General features: G+C 51.6%; 18 protein-coding genes. All 18 read right to left on the bottom strand.

Annotated elements, in window-relative coordinates; genetic code table 11:
* Position 1: 1 nt before the first annotated feature.
* The 18 genes from proS to SU32_RS07055 all read right to left on the bottom strand — a co-directional run bounded on the left by proS (position 2) and on the right by SU32_RS07055 (position 19,520).
* The gene (gene proS, locus SU32_RS07140; protein ID WP_053998669.1) at positions 2 to 1,330 is read right to left on the bottom strand and encodes a proline--tRNA ligase; all 1,329 of its coding nucleotides are present in this window, start codon (positions 1,328 to 1,330) and stop codon (positions 2 to 4) included.
* Positions 1,331 to 1,713: 383 nt separating this feature from the next.
* The gene (locus SU32_RS07135; protein ID WP_053998668.1) at positions 1,714 to 1,989 is read right to left on the bottom strand and encodes a DUF1467 family protein; all 276 of its coding nucleotides are present in this window, start codon (positions 1,987 to 1,989) and stop codon (positions 1,714 to 1,716) included.
* A gap of 4 nt (positions 1,990 to 1,993) precedes the next feature.
* Positions 1,994 to 2,398 (bottom strand): methylmalonyl-CoA epimerase, encoded by a 405-nt coding sequence (gene mce, locus SU32_RS07130; protein WP_053998667.1) that lies wholly within the window; start codon positions 2,396 to 2,398, stop codon positions 1,994 to 1,996.
* Positions 2,399 to 2,422: 24 nt separating this feature from the next.
* Positions 2,423 to 4,108 (bottom strand): ribonuclease J, encoded by a 1,686-nt coding sequence (locus SU32_RS07125; protein ID WP_053998666.1) that lies wholly within the window; start codon positions 4,106 to 4,108, stop codon positions 2,423 to 2,425.
* A gap of 39 nt (positions 4,109 to 4,147) precedes the next feature.
* Entirely contained in the window at positions 4,148 to 4,921 is a 774-nt protein-coding gene (locus SU32_RS07120) for a biotin--[acetyl-CoA-carboxylase] ligase (protein WP_053998665.1), read from the bottom strand.
* A 3-nt stretch (positions 4,922 to 4,924) separates the two neighbouring features.
* Positions 4,925 to 6,370, bottom strand: coding sequence for an NADH-quinone oxidoreductase subunit NuoN (gene nuoN, locus SU32_RS07115; RefSeq protein WP_053998664.1), 1,446 nt, complete (start codon positions 6,368 to 6,370; stop codon positions 4,925 to 4,927).
* 13 nt (positions 6,371 to 6,383) lie between these two features.
* Positions 6,384 to 7,904, bottom strand: a complete 1,521-nt coding sequence (locus tag SU32_RS07110) for an NADH-quinone oxidoreductase subunit M (protein ID WP_053998663.1) — start codon at positions 7,902 to 7,904, stop codon at positions 6,384 to 6,386.
* The gene (gene nuoL / locus SU32_RS07105) at positions 7,904 to 9,895 is read right to left on the bottom strand and encodes an NADH-quinone oxidoreductase subunit L (protein WP_053998662.1); all 1,992 of its coding nucleotides are present in this window, start codon (positions 9,893 to 9,895) and stop codon (positions 7,904 to 7,906) included. Before nuoL ends, SU32_RS07110 begins: the two co-directional genes overlap by 1 nt.
* Before the next feature lie 8 nt (positions 9,896 to 9,903).
* The gene (gene nuoK / locus SU32_RS07100; protein ID WP_018687655.1) at positions 9,904 to 10,212 is read right to left on the bottom strand and encodes an NADH-quinone oxidoreductase subunit NuoK; all 309 of its coding nucleotides are present in this window, start codon (positions 10,210 to 10,212) and stop codon (positions 9,904 to 9,906) included.
* 4 nt (positions 10,213 to 10,216) lie between these two features.
* The gene (locus SU32_RS07095) at positions 10,217 to 10,840 is read right to left on the bottom strand and encodes an NADH-quinone oxidoreductase subunit J (RefSeq protein ID WP_053998728.1); all 624 of its coding nucleotides are present in this window, start codon (positions 10,838 to 10,840) and stop codon (positions 10,217 to 10,219) included.
* A gap of 89 nt (positions 10,841 to 10,929) precedes the next feature.
* A complete protein-coding gene (gene nuoI / locus SU32_RS07090) occupies positions 10,930 to 11,421 on the bottom strand; it encodes an NADH-quinone oxidoreductase subunit NuoI (protein ID WP_018687653.1) in 492 nt (163 codons plus the stop codon).
* An 18-nt stretch (positions 11,422 to 11,439) separates the two neighbouring features.
* Positions 11,440 to 12,474 (bottom strand): NADH-quinone oxidoreductase subunit NuoH, encoded by a 1,035-nt coding sequence (gene nuoH, locus SU32_RS07085; RefSeq protein WP_053998661.1) that lies wholly within the window; start codon positions 12,472 to 12,474, stop codon positions 11,440 to 11,442.
* Between the two features lie 31 nt (positions 12,475 to 12,505).
* On the bottom strand, positions 12,506 to 14,593 hold the full coding sequence (gene nuoG, locus SU32_RS07080) for an NADH-quinone oxidoreductase subunit NuoG (protein ID WP_053998660.1): 2,088 nt from the start codon (positions 14,591 to 14,593) through the stop codon (positions 12,506 to 12,508).
* Positions 14,594 to 14,795: 202 nt separating this feature from the next.
* On the bottom strand, positions 14,796 to 15,203 hold the full coding sequence (locus SU32_RS07075; protein WP_144421061.1) for a hypothetical protein: 408 nt from the start codon (positions 15,201 to 15,203) through the stop codon (positions 14,796 to 14,798).
* Positions 15,200 to 16,504 (bottom strand): NADH-quinone oxidoreductase subunit NuoF, encoded by a 1,305-nt coding sequence (gene nuoF, locus SU32_RS07070; protein ID WP_053998658.1) that lies wholly within the window; start codon positions 16,502 to 16,504, stop codon positions 15,200 to 15,202. The genes SU32_RS07075 and nuoF overlap by 4 nt, the downstream gene beginning before the upstream one ends.
* A gap of 9 nt (positions 16,505 to 16,513) precedes the next feature.
* The gene (locus tag SU32_RS07065) at positions 16,514 to 17,707 is read right to left on the bottom strand and encodes an NADH-quinone oxidoreductase subunit E (RefSeq protein ID WP_053998657.1); all 1,194 of its coding nucleotides are present in this window, start codon (positions 17,705 to 17,707) and stop codon (positions 16,514 to 16,516) included.
* The gene (locus tag SU32_RS07060) at positions 17,707 to 18,897 is read right to left on the bottom strand and encodes an NADH-quinone oxidoreductase subunit D (RefSeq protein WP_053998656.1); all 1,191 of its coding nucleotides are present in this window, start codon (positions 18,895 to 18,897) and stop codon (positions 17,707 to 17,709) included. The genes SU32_RS07065 and SU32_RS07060 overlap by 1 nt, the downstream gene beginning before the upstream one ends.
* Entirely contained in the window at positions 18,894 to 19,520 is a 627-nt protein-coding gene (locus SU32_RS07055) for an NADH-quinone oxidoreductase subunit C (protein WP_053998655.1), read from the bottom strand. Before SU32_RS07055 ends, SU32_RS07060 begins: the two co-directional genes overlap by 4 nt.
* Between the last annotated feature and the right edge of the window lie 28 nt (positions 19,521 to 19,548).

Genomic DNA, 19,548 nt, shown 5'->3' with positions numbered 1-19,548 from the left:
CTTATTCTCCTGCTGAAATCTTATTGATAGCGGCTTCAAGAGTCATATTTTCTTTTTCGCCGGTCTTGCGGTTTTTCAGCTCGACTTCGCCGGATTTGACGCCGCGCGGCCCGATAACCAATTGCCAAGGCACACCGATCAAGTCCGCAGTGGCAAATTTCGCGCCTGCTCCTTTGTCGGTATCGTCCAGAAGCGGATCGACACCGGCTTTCGTCAATTCATTATACGCTTTTTCAGACCAGCTATCGCAGCCTTCATCACCAACGCGCATATTGATGATCACGGCACCGAACGGTGCGACAGATGCCGGCCAGATAATGCCATTTTCATCATGTGAAGCTTCGATGATCGCACCGAGCAAGCGGCTTACCCCGATCCCGTGGCTACCCATATGAACCGGCACAGGCTTGCCGTCCGGCCCCTGGACAAGAGCCTTCATTGGTTCGGAGTATTTTGTACCGAAATAAAAAATCTGCCCGACTTCGATACCGCGTGCTGAACGCCTGCGTTCTTCCGGCACCTCATTGAATAGCGCTTCATCATGGGTTTCGTCCGTGCGTGCATATTTAGACGTAAATTCCTCCATGACAGCAGCGCAGTCCTCGACGCTATCATAATCAATCTGGCGGTCGCCAAATGTCAGATCGGTCACGGCTGCATCATAAAACACTTCACTCTCGCCTGTTTCCGCCAGAACAAGGAATTCATGCGTATCATCGCCGCCAATCGGACCACTGTCAGCGCGCATTGGAATTGCCTGCAATCCCATACGCTCGAAGGTGCGAAGATATGTGACCAGATGACGGTTATAAGCGTGTAGCGCGTCTTCCTTTGTCAGATCGAAATTATATCCGTCTTTCATGAGGAATTCGCGGCCACGCATCACACCAAAGCGCGGACGCCGCTCATCGCGAAACTTCCACTGGATATGATAGAGCGTCATCGGCAGATCTTTATAGCTGGTGATATTGCTTCTAAAGATATCGGTAATCAGCTCTTCATTGGTCGGCCCGTAGAGCATTTCGCGGTCCATACGGTCTTTGATGCGCAGCATTTCTTCGCCGTAATCATCATAACGGCCGCTTTCACGCCACAGCTCGGCGGATTGAATGGTCGGCATCAGCATTGGCATATGGCCCGCGCGCTGCTGCTCTTCATGCACAATGGCCTCGATCTTGCGCAAAACCTTGTATCCAAGCGGCAGCCAGGAATAAATGCCGGCGCTTGCCTGTTTGATCATGCCTGCGCGCAGCATGAGCCGATGCGAGACAATTTCCGCTTCTTTTGGATTTTCTTTCAATATTGGTAGAAAATATCTTGAAAGGCGCATTTATCTATTCCGTTGTGAACTGTGTGATATGCCCAGAATCAGACCGTCTTAAGGCAATTTTCTATGCGTGTTTAAGCGGTTGAACGATGAAATGAAAGCCACAAGCTGCGCGCGCCTCAATATTGAGGAAAGAAATCAGTCTCGTAAAAAGCGCTGTGCAAAACTGACTAACTGTTACGCTTGTATTTTTTGCGTGACATTGCCATTTCATCTTGTTACCAATTGCGCAGAATTTGTGAGCTTCACAATTTCTAACGAGTGTAGTCTTGGGAGGATCTTGATTTTACGCGCTTTTTAGCTGCGGACCTTACGGTTTATAAAATCACGCTCGTTGAAAATGGCAGGACTTTTGTCCTGCCATTTTTATTGGAAGTTTTCCAAAATTATTTATCGGCAAAATTCGGCACAAATTGCGGCAGGTCATCGATGCCGAAACCACGCACGATGCTCAAATAATAGAAAGCAGCGAAAATGATGATGGCGATAAGTGTTGTTATCATCAGCTTGAATTTGATGCGGGAATCAGACGGCGCACCGCGCTCTGTGCCAAGGACTGTATCTTTGGATTCAACCTGACTGCGCACACCAAACGGCAAAACAGTAAACAAAACTGTCCACCAGATGATGAAGAAAATCGCAAACGCCGACAATAGCTGCATGATATCAGACCTGTTCCAATTCAATCAATGTGCCATCGAAGTCTTTGGGATGAAGAAACAATACGGGCTTTCCATGTGCGCCTGTTTTCGGATTCCCGTCGCCAAGCACACGAACACCGTCCTCAATCAGCTTGTCACGGGCAGCCAATATATCATCCACTTCGTAGCACATATGGTGCATACCGCCTGAAGGGTTCTTTTCCAAGAAGGCACCGATGGGCGAATTGTCGCCCAAGGGATAAAGCAGTTCTGTCTTGGTATTTGCCACCTCGACGAAAACAACGGTCACGCCATGTTCCGGCAAATGCTGAGGCTCGGAAACCGTTGCGCCAAGCACATTTTTATACCGGTTTATCGCCGCATCCAGATCCGGTACGGCAATTGCGACATGATTTAGGCGGCCCAGCATTTCGTTTCTCCAGCAGACAGTGGTTTAGACGCGATCGACCATCACAGTAACAATCGGTTTTTTGCCCCAGATATTGCGCACAGTTCCGCGCACCGCGCGCGTGACGCTATCCTCGATCAGATCAAGATCTTTGCGGCGTGCGCGAGGCATAGATTCAACCGCGCTAACCACAGCATCATAGACAATATCTTCCATGTCTTCGCCGCTATGATCCGCGGCAGGAATACCCAGACACGACACTTGCGGGTCAACCAGCAGTTCATGGCTTTTGTCCAAAATGACCGAAACGGCGATATGTCCGGCAAAAGATAAACGGCGGCGCTCGGTGACACCCACATCATCGGCAGAGCCAACAAATGTTCCGTCCTTGTAAATTTCGCCATGCGGCACATCATCAATGATTTCGGCTTTACCGGGGGCAAGGCGCACAAGATCGCCATTGCGCACATCCAGAACCTCGTTGATACCGTTTTCACGCATCAAAGCGGCATGGGCGGTTAGATGCGCCGCTTCGCCATGCACTGGAATGCCGATTTTGGGGCGTGTCCAATGATACATCTGGCGCAGTTCATTGCGGCGCGGATGGCCGGACACATGAACCAGTGAATCCGGTCCATCTTCGACGATGGTGATACCCATATCAATCAGGCGGTTCTTTGTATCGAGAATGAGCTTCTCATTGCCCGGAATGGAACGGGACGAGTAGACCACCGTGTCACCGGCTGTCAGCGCGACATCGCGCATTTCATCACGGGAGAGTTTGGCAAGTGCCGCCCTGCTCTCGCCTTGGCTTCCGGTCAAAATGATCACGACTTTATCACGCGGGATATAGCCATATTCATCTTCGGTCAGAAAATCCGGCACGCCTTCCAAGTAGCCAAGCTCGGTGGCAACATCGACCACACGCTTCATGGAGCGGCCAAGCAATAATGTTTGCCGGCCGGCATCTGCTGCAGCAAGTGCGATTGATTTGATGCGTCCGACATTTGAGGAGAAAGTGGTAACAGCCACGCGGCCTGTCGCCATTTCAATGACTTTACGAAGACCTTCGGAAACCTCCTGCTCGGACGGGCTTTCACCGTCACGCATGGCGTTTGTCGAGTCACAGATCAATGCCAGCAAACCCTCGTCACCAAGACGGGTAAAAGCATTGCTGTCAGTGACCGGCCCCATGGATGGCGCAACATCATTCTTCCAGTCGCCTGTGTGCAGCACAGTGCCGAGCGGTGTTGTGATCGCTATAGAGACAGGTTCCGGTATCGAGTGGGTTACGGCCAAAGCCTGCAGTTTGAACGGGCCGGCTTCGAAAATATCGCCCTGCTCGAACGTGGTTATGTTTATTTTCGGCGCGCTCTTCTCGCCAACCGCTTTGCTTTCCAGCATACCGGCACCGAAGGGTGTCATAAATACCGGCACATTATCATCCGGTGCAATAAGCGGATAAAGCGACAAGAGCGCGCCATAATGATCTTCGTGGGCATGGGTGATAATGATGGCTTCGATATTGTGTTTTTCAGCTTCTAGAAAGCGAATATCAGGCAGAACGAGATCCACACCGGGCAGTTCCGGCCCGGGGAAAGTCACGCCCACATCCATAACGATCCACGAGCGGTCATCTGCCGGACCATAGCCGTACATGGCCAAATTCATGCCGATTTCACCCACGCCACCAAGCGGGACGAACACCAGTTCATTATTATTTTTTGTCATTAAGAATAATCGACCTTCGTTATACAGTCTTCACTTGTTTTAACGCGGGAAGAAGACATCACCCGCAGAAATTTCTTTTACCTTGCCGGATGGCAGACGCAGCGACAGCACGCCGTCAGCATCAATACCATCAAAAATGCCCTGAAGACGTTCACTTGCAAGGTTGACAATAATCGTTTGCCCCATGCCGCGAACATGTGCCAGCCAATAATCACGTATTAAGGCTTTCCCGCGGCCGTCTGCCCATTCATCCAATGTTCTTGCAAAGCTTTCCGCCAAATATTGGAACATATCCTGCGGCGTTAAAGCTGCATTTTTTTCATTTAGGTGCATTGCCGGATAAGGCGTGTCTTCCGGATGGGCGACAATATTCACCCCGCAGCCGATAACAATATTGATGGCACCTGAACGCTGATCGGACTCCATAAGCATGCCGCAGCATTTAGCACCGTCGACCAAAATATCGTTTGGCCATTTTATCTTAATTTCAGACTGGTTTTCATCCAGCGCTTCGCTGATTGCCCGATGCAGGGCGACAGCGCATACCAGAGGAAAAAAGCCGATTTCTTTAGCTGAAACCGGACTGCGCAGATAAAGCGAAGCGTGAAGATTACCATGCGGCGAAACCCAAGCGCGGCCACGGCGGCCGCGGCCTTGCATCTGCTCTCCCGCCGTCAGCCACAACCTGTCGACATCATGCCCTGCCCCTGCCAGTTCAACCAAATCAGCATTTGTCGAGCCGGTTGTCTCGACATGGAGCGCCCGCCAACCGGACAGGCCGATGATTGGCTGGCTATCTGCTATCTCGATCAATGTTTAAAAAAGCGCCTTTGCGGCATTTTCGGCATAGGCGGCAATCGGACCGCCAAAGACGATAAAGCCAACCACGAAGATGCCTGACAGCCCCATCACCAAGCGCAGTTCACCGGCAGCAGAGACAAACTTGCTCTCCGGCTCGTCAAACCACATGATTTTAATGATGCGCAGATAGTAGAACGCACCCACAACCGAAGCCACAACACCGATGATTGCAAGCGGATACAAACCTGCTTCAACCGCTGCGAGGAACACATACCATTTGCCCCAGAAACCGGCGAGCGGCGGAATACCGGCTAGCGAGAACATGAGAATGGTCAGCACAGTTGCCTGCAACGGATTGTTTTGCGCATAGCCTGCCAGATCGTTTATACTTTCAACATTGCCTTCGTCCTTGCGCCGCATCGCCAGAATGAACGCAAATGTGCCAAGCGTCATGGCAAGGTAGATTGCCATATAGACGAGCACGCCCTGCACACCGGCAACGGTTCCGGCTGCCAAACCAACCAGAGCATAACCCATATGGCCGATAGAAGAATAAGCCATCAGGCGTTTAATGTTGTTTTGACCGATCGCGGCAACAGCACCCAAAGCCATAGAGGCAATTGAGATAAAGATGATAATCTGTTGCCAGTCGCCAGTCACGGTACCGAACGCATCTGTGACAACGCGGACAAGCATCGCCATTGCCGCCATCTTTGGCGCAGCGGCAAAAAAGGCTGTGACCGGTGTCGGCGCACCTTCGTAAACATCAGGCGTCCACATATGGAACGGTACAGCCGAAATCTTGAATGCAAGACCTGTCAGCAGGAATGCAAGACCGAATAGAAGGCCGACGGAGCGTTCTTGACCTGTCAACGCAGCGGCGATTTCCGTAAAGCCAACATGACCGGTAAAGCCATAGACGAGTGAAATACCGTAAAGCATCATACCGGAAGACAAAGCGCCAAGAACGAAATATTTCAATCCCGCCTCTGTTGAACGCGCGCTGTCGCGGTTGATCGCGGCAATCACGTAAAGCGCCAATGACTGGAGTTCGAGTGCCATATAGAGCGACAACAGGCTTGTTGCCGAGATCATCAGCATCATGCCCAGCGTTGCCAGAATGATCAAAATCGGAAATTCGAAGCGGTCAAACTTCTCTTCGCGGGCAAAGCCAACCGACATAACCAGCGCCACAATCGAGCCGACCAATGTCAGTATCTTGAAGAAGTAGGCAAATGCGTCCTGAACAAAAGCACCGCCAAAGGCTGTGCCCTGCTCATCAAAGAACACCATCCAGCCCAAAACGCCGATAAGAAGCGCCACGGCCAATCCGGTTACGGTGGAGTTCGCACTGTCCTTGGGCGCGAAAACCCCGATCATCAGCAGAACCATAGAACCGACCGCCAGTGCCAGTTCCGGCGCTGCGATGTTCAAACTTTGGGTCAATTCAACGACTGTCATGACAGCAATCCGATTACTTAGCGTTCAGGGCAACATCCATTGCCGCTTTAGCTGCCTCATTGGCAGCCTCATAGTTAGTGACAAGTGCATCCACAGAAGCACTGATGACATCAAAGACGGGCGCAGGGTACACACCGAAGAAAACAGTCAGTGCGGCAAGCGGATAAAGCATTGCCTTTTCACGGCCCGAAAGATCGAGAAGCGCTTTCAGGCTTTCTTTCTCCAATGCACCGAAAATGACGCGGCGGTAGAGCCAAAGCGCATAACATGCAGACAGAATCACGCCGCTTGTTGCGAAGAACGCAAACCATGTGTTGGCGCGGAACATACCCATCAATGTCAGAAATTCACCGACAAAGCCGGATGTACCCGGAAGGCCGACATTGGCCATGGTGAACAGCATGAACATCAATGCATATTTCGGCATGTTGTGGACAAGACCGCCATAGGCTGCGATTTCACGTGTGTGCATACGGTCATAAACAACACCGACACAGATAAAGAGAGCGCCTGATACAAGACCATGCGACAACATCTGGAAGATAGCGCCCTGCAAGCCCTGCTCGTTTGCTGCAAAGATGCCCATGGTCACAAAGCCCATATGCGCAACAGATGAATAAGCAATCAGCTTTTTCATGTCTTCCTGCATCATCGCAACAAGTGATGTGTAGATGATGGCGATACATGAAAGCGCGAACACCAGCCAAGCCAGATCAGCAGAAGCGACCGGGAACATGGACAGCGAGAAGCGGATAAGGCCATAACCGCCCAGTTTCAGCAAAACGCCGGCAAGAATGACCGAGCCAGCGGTCGGCGCTTCCACGTGTGCATCCGGCAGCCAAGTGTGGACAGGCCACATAGGCATTTTGACCGCAAATGATGCAAAGAAGGCAAGCCAGAGCCAGAACTGCATTTCAGGCGAGAAATCATATTCAAGCAGTGCAGGAATAGATGTTGTGCCCGCTTCCCAATACATTGCCATAATCGCGATCAGCATCAGCACTGAACCCAGCAATGTGTAGAGGAAAAACTTGAATGATGCATAGACGCGGCGTGCTCCGCCCCAAACACCGATGATGATAAACATCGGAATAAGGCCAGCTTCAAAGAAGACATAGAACAGCACAATATCAAGCGCGGTAAATACGCCGATCATGAGCGTTTCCAAAATCAGGAACGCGATCATGTAAGCTTTCAGACGCTTGGTAACGCTTTCCCATCCGGCGAGAATACAGAACGGCATCAGGAATGTTGTCAGAATGACAAACAGCATTGAAATGCCGTCCACACCCATACGGTAGGTCAAACCGCCGCCGAGCCATTCGGCCTCTTCAACAAATTGGAAGCCCGGATTTGAATTATCAAATCCTACCCAAATCATCAAAGATACGAGAAATGTAAAGATCGTCGTCAGCAACGCCACCATTCGAATGTTGCGCTTTGCCGCTTCTGTTTCATCATTGATAAACAGAACAACAAGAACGCCAACCAGAGGAAGGAACGTTACGAGCGAGAGGATTGGCATACCGTCCATTAGTGGATGCCTCCAAGCATAATCCAAGTCACGAGAGCAGCGACACCAATCAACATGGCGAACGCATAATGATAAAGAAATCCGGTCTGAACCTTCACAGCGCGCTGTGCGAGGCCCGAAACACGTGCCGCGATATTGTTGGGTCCAAACCCGTCAATAAGCCAGCCGTCACCGCGTTTCCAGAGGAACGAACCGAGGCGCTTTGCCGGGCGCACGAACAGGAAGTCGTACAGCTCGTCAAAATACCATTTGTTGAGCAGGAATTTGTATAGACCGTTGTGCTGCGCGGCCAGAGAAGCGGGCGTTTGCGGTGAACGGATATACATATACCAAGCGCCAAGCAGACCCAGCAACATAACAATCGTTGCGCTCCACTTAACCAAGAACGGTACATTGTGGAACTCATCAACAATATTGTTGTCAGGCAAGGTGAACAAAGCACCCTTCCAGAACTCGTCATAGTGATGGCCGAAGAAATAGCCATGGAAGACGACACCTGCGAGAATTGCGCCAACGGCCAGAATGAACAACGGCACAAGCATAACCGGCGGTGAATCGTGCACATGGTGCATCACATCAGCGGTTGCCCGCGGCTTGCCGTGGAATGTCATGAAAATCAGACGCCACGAATAGAAGCTGGTGAACAGCGCGGCGACAACCAGCATGACGAAAGCGTATCCGGCTGCAGAATTTTGCGCCACAAAAGCACTTTCGATGATCGCGTCCTTGGAGAAGAAACCGGCGGTTCCGATCAATGTGCCCGGAATGCCGACACCTGTCAGCGCGACCGTACCGATAATCATCATCCAATAGGTTGTCGGAATGAGTTTACGCAAACCGCCCATGCGGCGCATGTCCTGCTCGTCCGAAACGGCATGAATGACAGAACCGGCACCAAGGAACAGCAAGGCTTTAAAGAATGCGTGTGTAAACAGATGGAATACCGCCGCGCCATAAGCGCCGATACCCAGTGCCACAAACATATAACCGAGCTGCGAACAGGTTGAATAGGCAATCACGCGTTTGATGTCGTTTTGAACAAGGCCAACGGTTGCCGCAAAAAATGCGGTTGTCGCGCCGATGATTACAACAACTGTGAGCGCTGTTTGCGACAGTTCAAAGATCGGCGACATACGCGCGACCAGGAACACACCGGCAGTAACCATTGTCGCCGCGTGAATAAGCGCTGACACAGGTGTCGGGCCTTCCATCGCGTCCGGTAGCCATGTGTGCAGCAGGAACTGCGCCGATTTACCCATAGCGCCCATAAACAACAGCAAACAGACCACTGTCAGCGCGTGTGATTTATCGAGCGAATAGCCAAGGAAAGTCAGCACAGTATCAGTGCTGGCTTCTGCGCCTTCGGCTGGAAGATATGTCGCCGCATTGGCAAAAATTGTATCGAAATTAACCGAGCCGAACAGCACGAACACGCCAAAAATACCAAGTGCGAAACCAAAGTCACCCACACGGTTAACGATGAACGCTTTCATGGCTGCAGAGTTTGCAGAAGGTTTCTTGTACCAGAAACCAATCAACAGATAGGACGCAAGGCCAACACCTTCCCAGCCAAAGAACATTTGAACAAGGTTGTCAGACGTAACCAGCATCAACATCGCAAAGGTAAAAAGCGAAAGATAGGCAAAGAAACGCGGACGGTGCGGATCGTGATGCATATAGCCGATGGAATAGATATGAACGAGGGTCGAAACCGTGTTCACAACCACAAGCATGACAGCCGTCAGCGTATCAATCCGGAATGCCCAATTCACATCCAGAGAACCGACCTGAATCCAGCGCATAACCTGAACGGTGGCCGAATGGTCGTCATGAGCCATGGCAACAGTCAGGAACGCAACCCAAGAAAGGATCGCGGCAATGACCATAAAGCCGCTTGTTATATATTCCGAAGCCTTGGCACCGATAGCACGGCCACCAAAGCCGGCAACAATAGCGCCCAGTAACGGGAGAAAGACGATGGCGTGATACATAGGTCCAATCAGCCCTTCATCATGTTGACGTCTTCAACCGCAATGGAACCACGGTTCCGGTAGAAGACAACGAGGATAGCCAAACCGATTGCGGCTTCTGCAGCAGCAACGGTCAAAACGAATAGTGCAAAAACTTGGCCCACCATATCCTGCAAATGCGCGGAAAAGGCCACGAAGTTCAGGTTCACGGCAAGGAGGATCAGCTCCACCGACATCAGAATAACGATGACATTTTTCTTGTTTAGGAAAATGCCGAATATTCCGATAACCAGCAGTAGCGCTGACACGACGAGATAATGAGAAATCGTAATTTCCATCAGATCAAAGCCCCTTGCCTGTTTCAACATCGACCACATCGATCGAGTCTTCCACCTTACGGGCGACCTGCTTGCCCATGTTCTGGCGCTTAACGCCGGGACGTGTCGGACGCAGTGTCAGCACGATCGCACCAATCATGGCAACCAGAAGAACCATGCCCGCGATCTGGAAGAAGAAGATGTAGTCGGTGTAAATGATATCGCCGAGCGCAGCCGTGTTGGTGCGGGTCAGCGGATCGGGTGTCGGAGAAGCGACACTACCGGGTTGCCCGACACCGATGAACTGCGCGCCAAGAACGATCAGCAGTTCCGACGCCAGAACAATACCCACCATCGCGCCAATCGGTGCATAATCAAGCGCACCGCGCTTCATGGATGCAAAATCAACATCCAGCATCATCACGACAAACAGGAACAGCACCGCAACCGCACCAATATAGACCACCAGCAGGATCATGCCGAGAAATTCGGCACCTGTCAGAATGAACAATGCCGCCGCATTGAAGAAGGTCAAAATAAGGTACAGCACGGAATGTACCGGATTGCGCGCAGAAATGACCATCACGGCAGACGCGATAGCGACAAATGCGAACAAATAAAAGAAGGCCGCGCCAAGTCCGGTCAACAGCATCGGTTCCCCCGAAATCCTTTGGTTACCCAGCCGGTAATTCAGCTAGACGTGTGCTCTGCCACCTTGCGATGACAGAACGATTAAAATTATCGATATGGCGAGTCGAGCGCGATGTTGCGCGCAATTTCGCGCTCCCACCGGTCTCCATTCGCCAATAGCTTGTCTTTGTCGTAATAAAGTTCTTCACGTGTTTCAGTCGCGAACTCGAAGTTCGGTCCTTCAACAATGGCATCTACCGGACATGCTTCCTGACAGAAGCCGCAGTAAATGCATTTCACCATATCAATGTCATAGCGCACTGTACGGCGTGTGCCGTCATTGCGGCGCGGTCCCGCTTCAATGGTAATTGCCTGCGCCGGACAGATCGCCTCGCATAATTTACAGGCGATGCAGCGCTCCTCACCGTTCGGATAACGGCGCAGCGCGTGTTCGCCGCGAAAACGCGGGCTCAAACGGCCTTTTTCATGCGGGTAGTTCAATGTGGCTTTCGGCGCAAAAAAGCGCTTCATTGCCAAACCGAATGCAGAAATGAATTCCAGCAAAAGAAGTGATTTTGCAGCTTGTGCGATTGTGCTCATAGCGTTTTGTCCCTTCCCTTATGCCAAACCGGTAAATTTCAAGAATGCTGCTGTCGCGATCACCATAAAGAGTGAAATCGGCAGGAATACTTTCCAGCCAAGGCGCATCAACTGGTCGTAGCGGTAGCGTGGTACGATTGTTTTAACCATGGCGAACATGAAGAACACCATACACAGCTTGAAGATGAACCAGAATACACCCGGTATCCAGTTAAACGGCGCAATATCAAGCGGCGGCAACCAGCCACCCAAGAACAGGATAACCGTCAACGCGCACATCAGCAGGATCGCGATATATTCACCAAGCATGAACAGCAGATACGGCGTTGAGGAATATTCGATCATATGACCGGCAACGAGTTCGGATTCAGCTTCCACCAAGTCAAATGGCGGCCGGTTTGTTTCCGCCAATGCCGAAATGAAGAAGATCACAAACATTGGGAACAGACCAAGCCAATGCCAATCAAGCAGCGAGTTTGTCAGTCCAAGATGCGTACCAAGGCCGTCTTTCTGGCTCAGAACAATGTCAGTCATGTTCAGCGAGCCGACACACAGCAACACTGTTACGATAACAAAGCCGATTGAAACTTCATACGACACCATCTGCGCGGCTGAGCGAAGCGCGCCGAGGAATGGATATTTAGAGTTTGATGCCCAACCGGCCATAATGACGCCGTAAACCTCAAGCGAAGATACGGCGAACACGAACAGGATGCCGACATTGATCGAAGCAATGGCCCAGCCTTCACTGACCGGAATCACAGCCCAGCCCGCCAGAGCTAGGGCAGATGAAATCAATGGCGCAAGCAGGAAGATGCCTTTGTTGGAGCCTGACGGTATGATCGGCTCTTTGATGACAAATTTCAAAAGGTCGGCAAATGATTGCAGCAATCCGAAAGGACCGACAACGTTTGGACCTCTACGCGACATGACAGCCGCCCAGACCTTACGGTCCGCATAAAGGATAAACGCGGTAAAGACCAATAATGCGACCAGAAGCGCTACGCTCTGGAGCAAAATGATCAGACCTGGAAATATGTAGTCTTCAAACATCAATTTAAGTCCAATTTACCGGTTCCGCGCTCTACTCTGCTGCCTCAGCATAGCCTTTGAGGGCCAAACTTGAGCATTCCGCCATCACCGCAGAAGCGCGGGCGATTGGGTTGGTCAAATAAAAGTCTTTCACGCTGGATGCAAACGCAGATTTGCCCAAACGCCCACCTTTCTTGGCTAATTGTGCAATTACAGCAGGATCACCGGCTTCAATTGCATCAATTGCCGCGAAATGCGGATGTGTTTCGTAGAGTTTGGCACGCAATTGCGCCAGTGAGTCGAATGGAAGGCGCTGTCCAAGCACGTCGGAAAGAGCACGCAGAATCGCCCAATCTTCTTTTGCTTCGCCCGGTGCGAAACCGGCGCGGTTCGTCATTTGAACACGGCCTTCTGTGTTGACATATGTCGCTGATTTTTCGGTGTAAGTCGCCGCAGGCAAGATGATGTCCGCATGATGCGCACCAATATCGCCATGAGTGCCGATATAAATTGTGGTTGCTCCAGCCTTGCGGTTACGCAAATCCATTTCGTCTGCACCAAGAAGGAACAGAACGTCCGCTTCCTTGACTGATGTTGCAGCATTCATGCCATCGCCAGACGGCACGAAACCAAGATCCAGCCCGCCAACACGCGCAGCTGCCGAATGAAGAACCGCAAATCCGTTCCATTCGCCTTTAACAACGCCTGTTGCATCGGCCAGTTTCGCAGCATTGGCCAAAACAGCAGCGCCGTCACCGCGTGCAAGAGCGCCCTGCCCGATAATGATCATCGGCTTTTTCGCGCGCTTTAAGACATTTGCGAATTTGTTTGAGCCGTCTACCAGCTCTTTCAGTGTTTCAGGACCGGCACCCAACATTTCATAATCATAGCGCAGGTCGCCCATGTCGCCGATAACGCCAATTCTCATACCGCCTGCACGGTAAGCTTTGCGGATACGGGCATTGAGCACGGAAGCCTCAAAGCGCGGGTTCGAACCAATGATAAGAACAGCGTCAGCTTCTTCAATGCCTTCAATCGTCGGGTTGAAGATATAGGAAGAGCGACCCAGTGCCGGATCAAGCGCCGCGCCATCCTGACGGCAGTCAAAATTTGCCGAGCCGAGCGATGCAAGAAGTTCCTTCATCGCATACATTTCTTCAACGCCAGCCATATCACCGGCAACCGCAGCGATCTGATCGCCAGATTTACCGTTCAATGCTAATTTTACTGCCGCGAACGCTTCTGACCATGACGCCGGTTTCAATTTGCCGCTGGCATCACGCAGGAACGGACGGTCAAGACGCTGTGTGCGCAAGCCATCCCAGACAAAACGTGTTTTGTCGGAAATCCATTCTTCGTTCACCGCCTCATTGATGCGCGGCATAATGCGCATGACTTCACGGCCGCGGGTATCGACACGGATTGCAGAGCCGACAGCATCCATCACGTCGATCGATTCGGTTTTTGACAATTCCCAAGGACGGGCCTGAAACGCATATGGTTTCGAGGTCAAAGCACCAACCGGACAAAGGTCAATGACATTGCCCTGAAGTTCGGATGTCATTGCTTTTTCGAGATATGTTGTAATCTCGGCGTCTTCACCGCGGCCAAGCAGGCCAAGCTCGGAAATGCCGGCAACTTCTGTTGTAAAGCGGACGCAGCGCGTACAGTGAATACAACGCGTCATGATCGTTTTGACGAGCGGGCCGATATATTTGTCTTCAACAGCGCGCTTGTTTTCCTGAAAACGCGATGAATCAACGCCATAAGCCATTGCCTGGTCCTGCAGGTCGCATTCACCGCCCTGATCGCAGATCGGGCAATCAAGCGGATGGTTGATCAGCAGGAATTCCATTACGCCTTCGCGGGCCTTTTTGACCATTGGCGTATTGGTGAAAATCTCCGGTGCCTGACCTTCCGGTCCGGGACGCAAGTCTTTGACGCCCATAGCACATGAAGCGGTCGGCTTTGGCGGGCCGCCTTTTACTTCAACAAGACACATGCGGCAGTTACCGGCAATCGAAAGCCGCTCATGGTAACAAAAACGGGGAATCTCGGCACCAGCCTCCTCACACGCTTGCAAAATCGTGTAGTGGTCTGGAACCTCTATTTCATTGCCGTCAACTTTGACTTTCGTCATCGGTATCTTCCGTTCTTTCGCGCGTGCACAGCGCAGTTATATCTGCGGCGTTTAACCACCGCTAGGTCGTGCGGTAAAGACCCTAGTCGCCTCTAATGCACTACCATCTGTTCTTTGTGGCTGCTACCAGCCACTTTATGCGTCAGACAACAGTCTGCCCAACCACATTCATTCATTGCAGGCACTAAGGCCCAAAATCTCTCTACCCCGTCGTGCTGCACGCATATGTTGATTGATATGCGCGGTCAGCGACCACATAAGTCGGCTTTCCGCTCAGCTTGGTTAAACCGTCCTTGCAGATGATTGACGCTGCCACATCATCATTGACCGTTTTAAACTCGCTGGCATCATCGACAGGTTCCGAAGCGCCTGACTGTGCCGTTGACATCACTGCAAACCGGCCACGGCTATCAGGAAATGAATAGCTGACAAGAAAGCGGTTGTCAGAGACAACAGAACCATAATCAATGTCAGTCACATCCATCTGGAAAGATGAACTCTGTGTTGATGCGGAGGCAGATGTCGAACCTGTCGCCGTGTCGCCGCCGGTTGAGGAACAAGCGCCGAGTGCCAATAGTCCCGCGAATATAACTACGGTATTGCGCATCATTCTGCCGCCACCATTACCGGTTGTGCCTGATGGGCGTTACGGGAAAACTCATCAATACGGCGCTCGATTTCCGGACGGAAATGGCGAATCAGGCCCTGAATTGGCCATGCAGCCGCATCGCCAAGTGCACAAATTGTATGGCCTTCAATCTGCTTTGTTACGTCCAGTAACATGTCGATTTCACGCTTTTGCGCATTACCGGCAACCATGCGTTCCATGACGCGCCACATCCAGCCTGTTCCCTCACGGCACGGTGTACATTGGCCGCAGCTTTCGTGTTTGTAGAAATAAGCCAGACGCGCAATCGCCTTAACGATATCGGTTGATTTATCCATAACGATCACAGCCGCCGTGCCCAAACCTGATTGCAGCGCGCGCAGCGAATCAAAGTCCATCGGGCAATCAATGATTTGCTCTGCAGGCACCAATGGCACAGATGAACCACCGGGAATAACGCATAGGAGGTTATCCCAGCCGCCACGGATGCCGCCGCAATGGCGGTCAATCAATTCTTTGAAAGGCACTGACATTTCTTCTTCAAATGTCGCAGGCTGGTTCACATGGCCGGACACGCAGAACAGCTTTGTACCTGTGTTGTTTTCCTTGCCGAAGGAGGCAAACCAACCGCCGCCACGGCGCAAAATGGTCGGTGCCACAGCAATGGATTCAACATTGTTCACCGTTGTCGGGCAACCATAAAGGCCGACATTGGCCGGAAATGGCGGTTTCAGGCGCGGCTGGCCTTTTTTACCTTCAAGGCTTTCCAGCAATGCTGTCTCTTCACCGCAAATATAAGCGCCTGCGCCGTGATGAACATAAACGTCCATATCCCAGCCGCATTTATTGTTCTTGCCCAAAAGACCGGCGTCATAACATTCGTCAATCGCGGCCTGTAGCGCGTAACGCTCACGGATATATTCGCCGCGAATGTAAATGTAAGCCACATGCGCGTTCATGGCGAAAGAGGCAAGCAGGCAGCCCTCGATCAATGTATGCGGATCATGGCGCATAATATCACGGTCTTTACATGTGCCCGGCTCTGATTCATCGGCATTAACGACAAGATAATGCGGGCGCTCACCAACTTCTTTAGGCATAAACGACCATTTGAGACCTGTCGGGAAGCCGGCACCGCCGCGTCCGCGAAGGCCGGAGGCTTTCATCTCATTGATGATCCAGTCGCGGCCCTTTTCAACAAGCGCCTTTGTACCATCCCAATGGCCGCGTGACATCGCGCCTTTAAGCGACTTGTCGTGAATGCCATAGATATTTGTAAAAATGCGGTCTTTATCTTGCAGCATCTTGCTATCCTATCGTGGCTTTTTGCCGAATACTTTGATGTATTCCGCTTCGCCACCCTTGGCCAAAGCCTTGGCTTGTTTTACCCAATCATCACGCTCGATGCGACCTTTGAACCTGAGTTCATCATCAACGATTGCGATATCGGCTTTTTTCCATTTTGCAATCTGACTAAAGTGCCAGAAACCCAAATCATTGAGCGTTTTTTCAAGCTTGGGGCCAACACCTGAAATCAGCTTCAAATCATCTGCTGTTCCCTGCGGCTTGGACAGACGCTCAGGGCCAGCCGATTTGGCTGCAGCACCAGAGGAAGACGCTTTCTTGGCGGCAGGCGCTTTTTTCGGGCTTTTAGAAGCTGATTCTTCGGCAGATTTTGGCGCTGCTGCTGTATCTTTCTTAGCTGTTCCGGGAGCCGGAGCCGCATTCTTCGCAGATTTTGAATCCGGCGATACACGGTTTTGTTTCGGGCTCTTCACAGTGCCATCTGAAAGCGATGTTTCCTGCTTTGGCTTTGCCGCACGTGTCGGCTTGTCTGATTTTTTCGCGGCGCTTGATTTTGCGTTGCTATTGGCAGCTTTTGAACTTTTACCAACCGGCTTGCCGTTCAGCGTTGTCAAACCACCTGCCGGTGCGGAATAGATACGGTCGATCTGCGGTCCCGGCTCGATGCTATCGCCATTACCGGCCTCAAACGCATCAATGATTTCTTCAAGGCGCTCTGCCGTCAAATCTTCATACGTGTCCTTGAACACCATAACCATAGGCGCGTTCACACACGCGCCCTGACACTCTACCTCTTCCCAAGACAGCGTGCCTTCTTCATTGGTATGAAACTGCTCAGGGTGAATTTTGCTTTTGCAGACAGCCATCAGCTCTTCGGAGCCGCGCAGCATACATGGTGTTGTGCCACACACCTGAATGTGTGCTTTCGTGCCAACCGGCTGAAGCATAAACTGGGTGTAGAATGTTGCAACTTCCATCACGCGGATGAGCGGCATGTTCAGCATTTCTGCCACATGCTCGATAGACGCTTTGGTTACCCAGCCCTCCTGCTCCTGCGCAAGCATAAGCAAAGGAATAACAGCCGATTGCTCACGGCCTTTCGGATATTTTTTGATCCAGCCTTTGGCTTCCGCGCCTAGCGCGCGGTTAAACTTAAAGCTTTCCGGTTGGACAGAATCTTCTGCTAGACGACGAACGGACATTATCGGTCCACCTCACCAAATACGATATCAAGAGAACCAAGCACGGCTGAAACATCCGCGAGCATATGGCCGCGGCAAAGGAAATCCATTGCTTGAAGATGGGCAAAGCCCGGTGCGCGTAGCTTACAGCGATACGGCTTGTTTGAACCATCGGACACGACATAAACGCCGAACTCACCTTTCGGTGCTTCAACGGCCGCATAAACTTCGCCCTCAGGCACTTTATAGCCTTCAGTGTAGAGTTTGAAGTGATGGATCAGCGCTTCCATTGAGCGCTTCATTTCACCGCGTTTCGGCGGCACCATTTTACCATCGGTTGAAGAAACAGGGCCCTGACCTTCAGGAGCCAGCAGTTTTTCAACGCATTGACGCATGATTTCAGCAGACTGGCGCATTTCTTCCATGCGAATGAGATAACGGTCATAACAATCGCCGTTCTTGCCGATTGGTATATTGAACTTCATTTCGTCGTAACATTCATAAGGCTGGCTTTTACGCAAATCCCACTTGGCACCGGAACCGCGCACCATCACGCCGGAAAAGCCCCAAGCCCACGCATCTTCAAGCGCAACAATGCCGATATCGACGTTACGCTGTTTAAAAATGCGGTTATTGGTCAAAAGGCCGTCAATTTCATCGACGACGCCCAAAAACGGGTCAATCCAATCGCCAATATCGCGAATCAATTGTTCCGGCAGATCCTGATGAACACCGCCCGGGCGGAAGTAAGCTGCGTGCAAACGCGCACCGCAAGCCCGCTCATAGAAGATCATCAGCTTTTCGCGCTCTTCAAAGCCCCATAGCGGCGGTGTCAGCGCACCAACATCGAGCGCCTGCGTCGTGATGTTCAGCATATGCGACAGGATACGGCCGATTTCTGAATACAGAACACGAATCAACTGGCCACGGCGCGGCACTTCGATGCCCGCCAGCTTTTCAACAGCAAGCGCAAAAGCGTGCTCCTGATTCATTGGCGCAACATAGTCGAGGCGGTCGAAATAAGGCACCGCCTGTAGATAGGTTTTATGCTCGATCAGCTTTTCGGTGCCACGGTGCAGCAAGCCGATATGCGGGTCGATACGTTCACAAATCTCGCCGTCCAGCTCAAGGACCAGACGCAAAACACCGTGCGCCGCAGGGTGCTGCGGGCCAAAATTGATATTAAAATTACGGACGTTATGTTCGGTCATTTCTGCGCCTTTTCATCACCTGGCAGCACATATTCGGCACCTTCCCATGGGGAGAGGAAATCAAAATCCCGGAATTCCTGACGCAAATGAACAGGTTCGTAGACCACACGCTTTGTCTCATCATCATAGCGCACTTCCACAAAGCCGGTGAGCGGGAAATCCTTGCGCAGCGGGTGCCCTTCAAAACCGTAATCGGTCAGCAAACGGCGCAAATCCGGATGGCCGGTGAACAAGATGCCGTACATATCGTAAGCTTCACGCTCGAACCAGTTTGCACCCGGGAACACATCGGTTGCGCTGGCAACAGGCGTATCTTCATCTGTCTGCGCTTTCACACGGATACGCTGGTTCAATGTCGGGCTCATCAGGTGATAAACGACATCGAAGCGCTTTGCGCGCGCCGGATAATCAACGCCGCACATATCAATGAATGAGATGAATTTCATCTGCACATCGTCGCGCAACACTTTAAGCGTTGGCACAACGTCTTCCGAAGCGACTTCAACGGTCAATTCACCAAAGGCAATTGAAACCGAATGGTCGATATTCTCCAGGCCATCGCTGACAGTGCTTGCCAAATCCTGCAAGGCGTCCTGCGCATTTTGTTTTGTTGATGTTGCCATCTTATTTCCCCTGCCCCTTACGGGACAA

The organism is Ahrensia marina, from assembly GCF_001293565.1.
Lineage (GTDB): Bacteria > Pseudomonadota > Alphaproteobacteria > Rhizobiales > Rhizobiaceae > Ahrensia > Ahrensia marina.
The sequence above is the reverse complement of the archived record's forward strand: the minus strand, read 5'-3'. Positions and strand labels throughout refer to the sequence as shown.